At 68.6% G+C, this 10,424-nt stretch carries 3 protein-coding genes; all 3 read right to left on the reverse strand.

Going from position 1 to position 10,424, the window contains the following annotated elements:
• Window positions 1-26: 26 nt before the first annotated feature.
• The 3 genes from ACZ6CL_RS37905 to ACZ6CL_RS37915 all read right to left on the reverse strand — a co-directional run bounded on the left by ACZ6CL_RS37905 (window position 27) and on the right by ACZ6CL_RS37915 (window position 10,401).
• Complete coding sequence (locus ACZ6CL_RS37905) at window positions 27-797, reverse strand: arylamine N-acetyltransferase family protein (RefSeq protein ID WP_468944816.1); 771 nt, start codon at window positions 795-797, stop codon at window positions 27-29.
• Between the two features lie 82 nt (window positions 798-879).
• Window positions 880-6,168 carry a type I polyketide synthase gene (locus tag ACZ6CL_RS37910; protein WP_468944819.1) on the reverse strand — a complete coding sequence of 1,763 codons (5,289 nt, stop codon included), beginning with the start codon at window positions 6,166-6,168 and terminating at the stop codon, window positions 880-882.
• 30 nt (window positions 6,169-6,198) lie between these two features.
• Window positions 6,199-10,401, reverse strand: a complete 4,203-nt coding sequence (locus ACZ6CL_RS37915) for an SDR family NAD(P)-dependent oxidoreductase (RefSeq protein ID WP_468944821.1) — start codon at window positions 10,399-10,401, stop codon at window positions 6,199-6,201.
• Between the last annotated feature and the right edge of the window lie 23 nt (window positions 10,402-10,424).

The following is a 10,424-nucleotide window of genomic DNA, read 5'->3' on the forward strand; positions in this document are numbered from 1 at the left end:
AGGCCAGGCCGACGGCAGCGACAATGTCATCGTTCGTACCCGACGATAGGTGCGGACTCTCCCCAGTAAGTAGTCATTATCTCGATCAGCTCTGCTTCATCACGTACGTGCTTCACCGTCTCCTGGCCCCCGATGATGGACCTGAAGAGATTGGCGACGAGGGTCACCTGCCCGTTCTCCACACCGCGTCGCCGCTTCCGCGGCACCACAGGGTCCGCGTCGGGCGGCAGTTCTTCCCGCCACGTATTCCAATCGGAAATGGCACGATCTTTAATTTTCATCCGATATGCGTCACGCCAATCCCTGCCCTTGGGCTTGTATTGAAGGACGCGCCACTCACCCCGCGTGGCCAAGCGGAACTCCGTGCCCATCTGAACCACGCTTCCCCCCTGTTCATCGATGCGCAGGGGCTCCGTGATGGCCACGCTTCCATGCCCGACGTCGACGAGCCAATCCACGTCGTCTATACGGACACGGATAGCCATGTGCTCGATCTCGGAACCCCACTGGCCGCCAGGTAGAGCCGTGCTGGCGGAATTCACGTGCGCATCGAATCCCATCTCGACAAGGAGACGATGGAAGAGGAAATTCAACTCGAAACAGACTCCGCCCCGTTTCATCACCGCTTCGAATACGCGCGGCATGTCAAAATCCTCGTACGGCTGATGCAGAATGTATCCGGTGTCGTAGGGGAGACTGCAGAGATGCAGCCACTGAAGTTCCGCCAGGGTGTGAAGGTTCGGAATGCCGGATCCTTCGTAACCTATGCGCTGCAGATAATCCTTTTTGACGAACACGCCGAACTCCACTTCATCCGGGAGGGAAACAACGTTTACATTGGCTCTGGTCCAGCTCCGCACCTATACGCGAAGGTTCCGGCTAGTCCGCGTGGAGTTCGAGGCGCTCCAGCAGCGCCTCGGCAGCCAGGTCCACCGTGGGGCAGTCGAAGGCGAAGGTGGACGGGATGCGGAGGTCGGTCAGCGCCGACAGCCGGTTCGCGAGCTCGACGGCGGTCAACGAGTCGAACCCGATGTCGAAGAAGGAAAGGTCCGATCCGATCTCGTCCCGCGAAAGGTAGCCGAGGATCGCGGCGACCTCGCCCTGGACCAGTTCGGCCAAGATCTTCCCTCGTTGGCCGGGGGACACCCCGGCCAGCCGCCCGGCCAGCCCGCCGACCCCGGGCGCCCCGTCACTGGCCGCCCGCCGACCCACGCGGATGAGGCCGCGCAGCAGTGGGGCGACAGACGCGGCGTCAGTCCGGTCCCGCATTGCTTGCAGGTCCATCTTCGCCAGGACCAAGGCAGCGCTGCTATCGGACAGCGCGAGGTCGAACAGCTCCATGCCCTCTTGTGCGGTGAACTCGATCATGTTGAGCCGGTCGAAGCGCTTCAGGTCGACCTCGGCGAGCTTGTCTACTATGTCGGACACCTTGCCCCACCATCCCCACACCAGTGAGGTCGCCGGCAATCCGCAAGCGCGACGGCGTTCAGCGAGCGCGTCGAGGAAGGAGTTCGCGGCGGCATAGCTGCTCTGGCCCGCTGAACCGAAGATCCCCGCGATAGAGGAGTACAGGACGAAGACGGCAAGGTCGAGATCGCGCGTGAGTTCGTCCAGGATCTGTGCCGCGTCGGCCTTGGGACGGAGCACCGTGTCGAGCCGTTCGGGCGTCAGGGAGGTGACCACACCGTCATCCAGCACACCGGCTGCGTGGATCACGCCGGTGAGAGGGGCGTCGTGGGGAACAGAGGCCAGCAGCGCGGCCACGGAGTCCCGATCGGAGACGTCGCACGCGACGATCCGGACGTGCGCGCCGAGTCCCGTGAGTTCGGCCTCCAGCTCGGCCGCGCCCGGTGCGTCCGGTCCTTGCCGGCTCACCAGGAGCAGACTCCTGATCTTGTGCTCGGTCACCAGGTGCCCGGCCGCCAGGCGACCCAGCGAACCCGTACCGCCGGTGATCAGAACCGTACCCCCGGGGTTCAGCGGACGGCCCTGAGCCTCGGCGGGCGAGGCCCTGACGAGCCTCGGCACCGCCACCGAGCCTGACCGAAGTGCCACCTGCGGTTCCCCGGTCGCGAGCACATCGGGCAGGCGCCGGGCTGACGCCTCCGTGCCGTCCGTGTCGACCAGGATGACGCGGCCCACGTTCTCGGACTGCACCGCACGCAGCAGGCCGGCGGCCGTCGCAACGGCGAGATCGGGAGCCGGGTCCCCATCCCGGACGACCGCCCCGGAGTGTGTGAGAGCGAGGAGAACAGTGTCCTGGAAGGCGAGTTCTGCCAGCCACGCCTGGACGGCCTCCAGCACCCGCCCGCTGAGGTCCCGGGCCGCGTCGGGGTCCGTACGTCCATCGCCGGCCACATCGAGCAGGAGCACACGCGGGGCCGTCGCGGCCACGGCACGGACGTCCTCGGCAGTCGTCACGCGTTCGGCGTTCAGCTCGTCGTCCACGCTCCTGACGGAGATGGGCTCCCAGGCCACCCGGAACATCTGGTCCTTGGCCGCGCCTGAGCCGACGCGCAGCAGTTCCGGGACCACGGGGCGCAGGACCATCGAGTCGACGGAAGCCACGGGTGAGCCGGAGGTGTCGGCCAGGTGGAGGCGGATCGTGTCGGGAGCGAGCGGGGTGAGGCGCACCCGCAGTGCCGAGGCTCCGTCGGCGTGCAGCCGGACGTCGCGCCAGACGAACGGCAGGGCCAGCTTCGGGCTCTCGTCGCTCAGATCGGGGCGGAAGAGACTGGAGTGCATGGCCGCGTCCAGCAGGGCGGGGTGCAGCCCGTACTCATCGGCCTTGCCCGCTGACTCCGGCAGTGAGACCTCGGCGAACACCTCCTCGCCACGGGTCCAAGCCGCACGCAGTCCCTGAAAGGCTGGACCATAGTGGTATCCCGCCTCTGCCAAGTGGTCGTACGCGTGGGCGAACGCGTCCGGGTCGACCGCGGTGGCGCCGGGCGGCGGCCACTGGGTGAGGTCGAACTCGGCCCGTCCGTCCTCCGGCACCAAGCGCCCGGAGACATGACGGGTCCAGCTCCCTCGCGAGCCGGCTTCCTCCCGGCGGGAGTGAATCTGGACGGTACGGTGGCCGGACTCGTCGGGCTCGCCGGCCCACACGCGTACCTGGACGCCGCCGCTCTCGGGCAGCACCAGGGGGCGCTCGATGACCAGTTCGCCGACCAACCCGCAGCCGACCTCGTCCGCGGCACGGACTGCGAGTTCCACGAAGGCCGCTCCCGGCAAGAGGACGACTCCGGCGCCCGCGTGGTCGGCGAGCCAGGGGTGTGTGCGCAGCGACAGCCGGGAAGTGAACAGCACGCCGTCCGAGCCGGGGATCTCGGTAACCGCGCCGAGCAGGGGATGGTTCGCTACCTCCAGACCGAGGCCTGGTGCGTCCCCATGGGACTCTGCCGTCTCCAGCCAGTACCGTTGGCGCTGAAAGGCGTACGTCGGCAGGTCTACGGGCCGTTCCCTGCCGCGACCGAGGACGGCTTCCCAGTTGACCCGTACGCCGTGGGCGTACAGGTGGGCCAGCGAGGCGAGGAACCGGCGCGGGCCGCCGTCGTCGCGGCGCAGCGTCCCGGTGACGACAGCCGGTCCGGCATCGAGGTCCTCCAGCACGTCCTGGACGCTCGACGTCAGCACAGGATGAGCACTGACCTCGATGAACACGCCGTGCCCGTCGCCGACCAGGGACCGGATGGCCGGGTCGAACTGCACGGTCTGCCGCATGTTGCGGAACCAGTGCTCGACGTCGAACTCCGTGGTGTCATGGAGTCGCCCGGTCACCGTGGAGTACAGCGGTACGCGCGAAGGCCCGGCGGAGACCGAGGCGAGGGCCTCCAGGAAAGAGTCGTGCAGCACGTCGATCTGTGAGGAGTGTGCGGCGCCGTTGATGCCGCGAATCCTGCGGGCGCGGATGCCGTCGGCTTCGCATCGGGCGAGCAGCTCTTCCAGGGAAGGCAGTTCACCGGTCACGACCACGGAGGCGGGTCCGTTGACCGCGGCGATCTCCAGACCCGGCCACTCCTCGATCAGCACGGAGACGGCCTTGACATCGGCGGTGAGGGACGCCATGCCTCCGCGTCCCACCAGCTCGGCTTCGGCAATCCTGGACCGGTGAACCATGAGGCGGGCGGCGTCGGGAAGGGACAGCGCACCGGCATGGCAGGCGGCGGCGATCTCGCCCAGGGAATGACCCACGACCGCGTCCGGGACGACCCCGCACGCCTCCCACAACGCGGCCAGCGACACCATCAGTGCCCACGACACCGGCTGCAGGACGTCGACGTCTTCAAGAGACCGGGCGCCCTCCACCTGCCGTACCACATCGAGCAGCGACCAGCCGGTGAGCGGGTCGAGCACCTCGGCGCACTCGGTCATCCTGGTTGCGAACACAGGTGAGGCTTCGAGCAGTTCCGCTCCCATTCCCGCCCACTGTGTGCCCTGGCCGGGGAACACGAGGACGGTCCGGCCCACTGTGCTCTCGGCACATCCCGTGACCACACCGGGCGCGGACTCGGCGCGGGCCACAGCGTCGAGTCCGGCCAGCGCCTCGTCCCGGTCCGCGGCGAGCACGACCGCACGGTCCGGGAGTGGACCCCGGCTCCGCACCAGCGACTGGCCCACGTCGAGCACGTCTGTTTCTTGACGCTGTGTCAGGAACGAGCCGAGACGGCGAGCCTGGCCGGCAAGACCCGCCTTGCCACGGGCCGAGACGACCAGCGGCACAACCGAGTCGCCCAGCACGCGTGCCTTCTCGTCGGGCAGGTTCCCGGATGTCGGCTCGGTCGCCTGCTCCAGGATGACGTGTGCGTTGGTGCCGCTGGCGCCGAAGCCGGAGACCCCCGCACGGCGAGGACGGCCGACCTCGGGCCACTCGTGCGCCTCGGTCAGCAGCTCGACCGCTTCGGCAGACCAGTCGACCTCGGGCGTCGGCTCGTCCACATGCAGTGTCTGCGGCAGCACACCATGCCGCATCGCCATCACCATCTTGATCACACCGGCGACGCCCGCCGCAGCGCCCGCGTGTCCAAGGTTCGACTTCACCGAACCGAGCCACAGCGGCAGTCCGGGGGCACGGTTCTGACCATAGGTGGTGAGGAGCGCCTGTGCCTCGATGGGGTCGCCGAGGGCGGTTCCGGTGCCGTGCGCCTCGACGATGTCGACGTCGGCCGGCGACAGGCCGCCGGCCGCGAGTGCCTGGCGGATCACCCGCTGCTGCGAGGGCCCGTTGGGCGCGGCGAGTCCGTTGGACGCGCCATCCTGGTTCACCGCGGTGGCCCGTACGACGGCGAGGACCTCACGGCCGTTGCGGACGGCATCGGAAAGTCGCTCCAGCAGCAGGACGCCCACGCCCTCGGCCCAGTTCGTTCCATCCGCGGATGCCGCGAACGCCTTGCACCGGCCGTCCTTCGCCAGGCCTCGTGCACGCGCGGTCAGCACGAAGGCAGCGGGCGTGGCCATCACGTTGGTGCCTCCGACCAGCGCCAGCGACGACTCGCCCGAACGCAGGGACTGCGCTGCCATGTGCAGGGCCACCAGGGAGGAGGAGCAGGCCGTGTCGATCGTGACTGCCGGCCCTTCGAATCCGAACGTATAGGAGACCCGTCCCGAAAGGACGCTCGCCAGACCGCCGGTCATCACGTAGCCCTCGAGCTCGTCGGGGATGCTGTGGAAAGCGGTCCCGTATTCCTGCCCGGCGGCCATACCGGCGAACACGCCGACGTTCTTGCCCCGCATAGCAGCCGGGGCGATGCCCGCCCGTTCGAACGCCTCCCAAGATGTCTCCAGCATCAGGCGCTGCTGTGGGTCCATGACCATCGTCTCGCTTTGGGAGATGCCGAAGAAGCCGGCGTCGAACTCGCCCGCGTCGTGTAGGAACGCGCCCTCCCGTACGTACGTCGTGCCGGGCCGGTCGAGGTCCGGGTCGTACAGGTTCTCCAGGTCCCAGCCCCGGTTGGTGGGGAACCCCTCGACCGCGGAACGGCCGTCCGCGATCAATTCCCACAACTCTTCCGGCGACGACACTCCCCCGGGGAACCGGCACGCCATGCCGACGATGGCGATCGGCTCGGTGAGGCTGTCGCGGATGCTCTGGACCTCGTTCTCCAGCCGTTCGTTCTCCATCAGTAAAGCGCGCAGTGCTTCGACGACCTGGCTCTCTGAACTGGCCACTGCTTATCTCCCTGTTCCGGCGTGCGTCCGCTACAGCTTCCGGGCCTTTTCCATCGCCCGCTTCACAAGGTTGTCGACGTCCATCTCCGCGATCAGCGGCTCGGCGTCCTGCTTCGGTTCGGCGGTGTCCGGTGCTGCGGCACTTTCACCACTGGGATGCGCCACCAGGTGCAGGATCTGCTCCATGAGCCCAAGCTCACGGAACCGGGACAGAGGTGTGGTCGCCAGGGCACTCCGGATCTCATCCTCCCGATCCGCCGACTCGCTGCCCTCCTCGGGGCACAGTTCCGCGAGCAGATGGCGCATCATGCGCCGCGGTGTGGGATGGTCGAAGGCGATCGATGCCGGGAGCCGGATCCCTGCGAGCCCGGCGAGTCGGTTACGGAGTTCGACGGCCAGCACCGAGGTGAACCCGACGTCCTGGAAGGCCCGGTCGGGGTCGACCTTGCGTGGTGTCGAATAGCCGAGGACCGCGGCGACCTCGCGCCGCACCAGATCCAGCAGGATCTGCTCCCGCTGAACCGGGGGCGTGGCAGCCAGCTGTCCGGCGAGGCTGCCCTCGCGGGAGGGTGCCCGCTGAGCTGCGCGACGGCCGGCCCGCACGAGGCGGCGCAGCAGTGGGTGTACGGGCTCGGAGGCGGCCTGGGCGCGCAGCCCGGCGAAGTCCAGCCTCGCGGCCACGAGCACCGCGTCGTCTGCCCGCAGCGCCGCGTCGAACAGCTCCAGACCCTCCTGGGCGGAGTGTGCGACCAGGCCCCACCGGGCCATCCTCCGCTGATCGGCCACGCCCAGGTCCCCGCTGATGCCGGTCTGGTCCCACACCCCCCAGGCAACAGATGTGGCGGGTAGCCCGGCAGCCCGGCGTAGTACCGCCAGCGCGTCAAGATACGCGTTCGAGGCAGCCAGGTTTCCCTGGCCGGGGTTGCCGAAAGTTCCGGCGGCGGAAGAGAACAGGACGAAGGCCGCCACGTCCAGGTGGCGGGTCAGCTCGTCCAGGACCAGCGCCGCGTCCGCCTTCTGGCGGAGAACCGCGTCAAGCCGCTCCGGTGTAAGGGCCGTGACCACGCCGTCGTCGAACACACCGGCCGTGTGCACCACAGCAGTGAGCGGCGCGTCCTGCGGTACAGAGGCGATCAGTTCCCCGGCCGCCTCTCGGTCTGCGATGTCGCAGGCGACAATGCGCACGCGGGCACCCAGGGCAGTCAGCTCTGCGTCGAGATCGGCGGCCCCCGGGGCGCCCGGGCCCCGACGACTTACCAGGACCAGACTCCGGATCTTGTGCTCGACGACCAGATGCCGGGCCACCAGCGCACCAAGCGCACCGGTACCACCGGTTATCAGCACGGTGCCATCAGGGTCGAGACGACGGCCGGTGGAAGCCCGGTCTGTATCGGCGACACGAGCGAGACGCGGGACGAGGACCGCGCCCGATCGGAGTGCGACCTGCGGCTCGCCGGATGCGTGCACATCCGCCAGTACGCCCACAGGCATACGCCGAGGCGCCTCCGTACCCTCGTCCGTGCCATCCGTACTCACCAGGACGAACCGGTCCGGATGCTCAGCCTGCGCCGAACGCACCAGGCCCCACACCGCGGCAGCCACCGGATCGCTGACATCCGGGGTCATCACCACCAGCCGGATGCCGTCCAGCGCCGGTTCCGCCAACCACGCCCGCACCAGCTCCAACGCCCGCGCCAGGACCGGCCGAAGCCCGCCCGACAGGTCCGTCAGGTCGGCCACCACCACAGCCGTCGGCGTCCCTGCCGACACCAGCGCCGCCAGATCGGCACCTGTGGACACACACCGGACCTCGGCAGAATCACCCGAAGACGACACCGCCGACTCCGACCATTCCATCCGGAACAAGGAATCTCGCCACCCACGCGATCCCGGAACGGCGCTGAGCTCCTCTGGTGAGGCCGAGCGGACCGTAATCGCTGCCACCGACGCGACCGGAGCTCCCGCCGCGTCGGCAAGACGCAGACCGAAGGTGCCAGAGGCGCCCGGCAGCACGTGCACGCGCAGCATCGAGGCGCCGGTAGCGTGCAGGCGTACGTGCCGCCACAGGGTTCGGAGTTCCGGCGCTGAGTACTCCGCGGCCGGTTCGGTCGAGGACCGTGCACCCGCTGCGGCTTCGAGCAGTACGGGATGCAGACAGAACTTGCCGGATTCCGCTGATTCCTCGGGCAAGGAGACTTCCGCGAAAATCTCCCCGCCCCGTGTCCAGACCGCGTCCAGCCCCTCATGACCGGGTACATCCACCGCCGTGCTGCCCTGCGGTGGCCATTGAGTCAGCTCGAAGTCGGGCAGGCTGCTGTCGGGGGCGATGAGGGCCGTGATGTGGCGGGTCCAGCCCTCCTGCTCAGCCGCGTCCTCGCACCGGGAGTACACATGGGCCCGGCGTTCACCGGACTCGTCCGGTTCGCCGATCTCGATGTGCACTCGTACGCCACCGTGCTGAGGTAGCCGCAAGGGGACCTCGACGTCGAGTTCAGCGAGCAGCCCGCAGCCGACCTCATCAGCCGCACGCAGCAGCACCTCGACAAACGCCTCGGCAGAAACCAGTTCCGTGCCGGCAGCATGATCGGAGAGCCAGGGGTGGGTACGCCGGGACCAGCGGGAAGCGAACAGGACACCTCCGGAACCGGGCAACGAGGTCACCGCCCCCAGAAGGGGATGATCCACCACGCCCAGACCGAGGGCGCTGGCGTCATTGGTGCCCGCCCCGCCTGCCAGCCAGAAGTGATCCTGCTGGAAGGCATATGTCGGCAGCTCCATCGGCCGTCCGGCACCGCGCCCGACCACGGCCGGCCAATCAACCGCGACACCATGGGCATGCAGTCGGCCCAGCGCCTCCAGTACTCGACGCGGACCGTTTTCCTCACGACGCAACGTCCCGATCACCACTACGGGACCTGCGGCTGCCCCCTCCACGGTCTCCTCAATAGCCGGAGCCAGGACGGGGTGGGAGCTGACCTCGACGAACACGCCGTGCCCGCCGGCTGCCAAGGAGCGGATGACCGGGGCGAACTGGACTGTCTGACGCAGGTTCCGGTACCAGTACGCCGCATCCAGAGCGGCCATGTCCAGCAGACCACCGGTCACCGTGGAGTAGAACGGGACAGAACCCGGCTGGGGCCTGATTCCCACCAGAGTGTCCATCAGGTTTTGCTCGATCGCCTCCACGTGTGCCGAATGCGAGGCGTAGTCCACCGGGATCCGCCGCGCCCGCACGCCCTCCGTCTCACACACAGCCAGCAGCTCGCTCAGAGCATCCGGGTCGCCCGCGACCACTACCGACGCGCGACCGTTGACCGCCGCGACCTCCACACGATCCGGCCAGGCCGCGAGCAGCTCCCGCGCCCGCCGCACATCACAGGCGACGGACACCATGCCGCCATGCCCCGACAGACCCGCCGCGATCGCACGACTGCGGAGCACCACCACCCGAGCCGCATCGTCCAGCGACAATCCACCAGCCACACACGCTGCGGCGATCTCACCTTGTGAATGACCCACCACAGCGTCGGGCACCACGCCCGCGGCCTGCCACACCGCAGCCAGTGAGACCATCACCGCCCACGACAACGGTTGCACGACATCAACGGCATCCAGCGACGGAGCCTGCTCCGCCCCGTGTGCCACATCCCTCAAGGACCAACCTGTCAGCGGGTCCAGCACACGGGCACACTCATCGAACCGGGTCGCGAACACCGACGACGACTCCAGCAGATCCGCGCCCATTCCGGCCCACTGAGCGCCCTGCCCCGGAAACACGAACACCACCCGGCCGGCTGCGTTCGGGTCCCGTGCCGAGCCTGTCACCACGCCTGCCGCGGAATGGCCCAGCGCGAGGGCGTTGAGACTTGTCAGAGCCTCATTCCGACTCCCCGCCACGATCACGGCCCGATCGGACAGCGCACCCCGCGTCGACACCAGCGACCGAGCGACCTCGGCCAGGTCGAGGTCGGTGTGTGCGGACAGGAACGACCCCAACCTGTCCGCCTGCCCCGCCAGTCCAGCCGCACCACGCGCTGACAGGACCAGCGGCACCACTCCCCCATCGGTTCCCACCAGCCCCGACTCCCCAGGCATCGGCACTGCGGACTGCTCCACAGGAACCTGTTCGAGGATCAGGTGCGCGTTGGTCCCACTCACGCCGAAGGAGGACACAGCAGCACGGCGAGGTCGGCCGGTATCGGGCCAGTCGCGAGCCTCGGTCAGCAACTCCACCGCACCCGCCGACCAGTCCACCT

It is taken from the genome of Streptomyces sp. NPDC041200 (genome assembly GCF_055591805.1).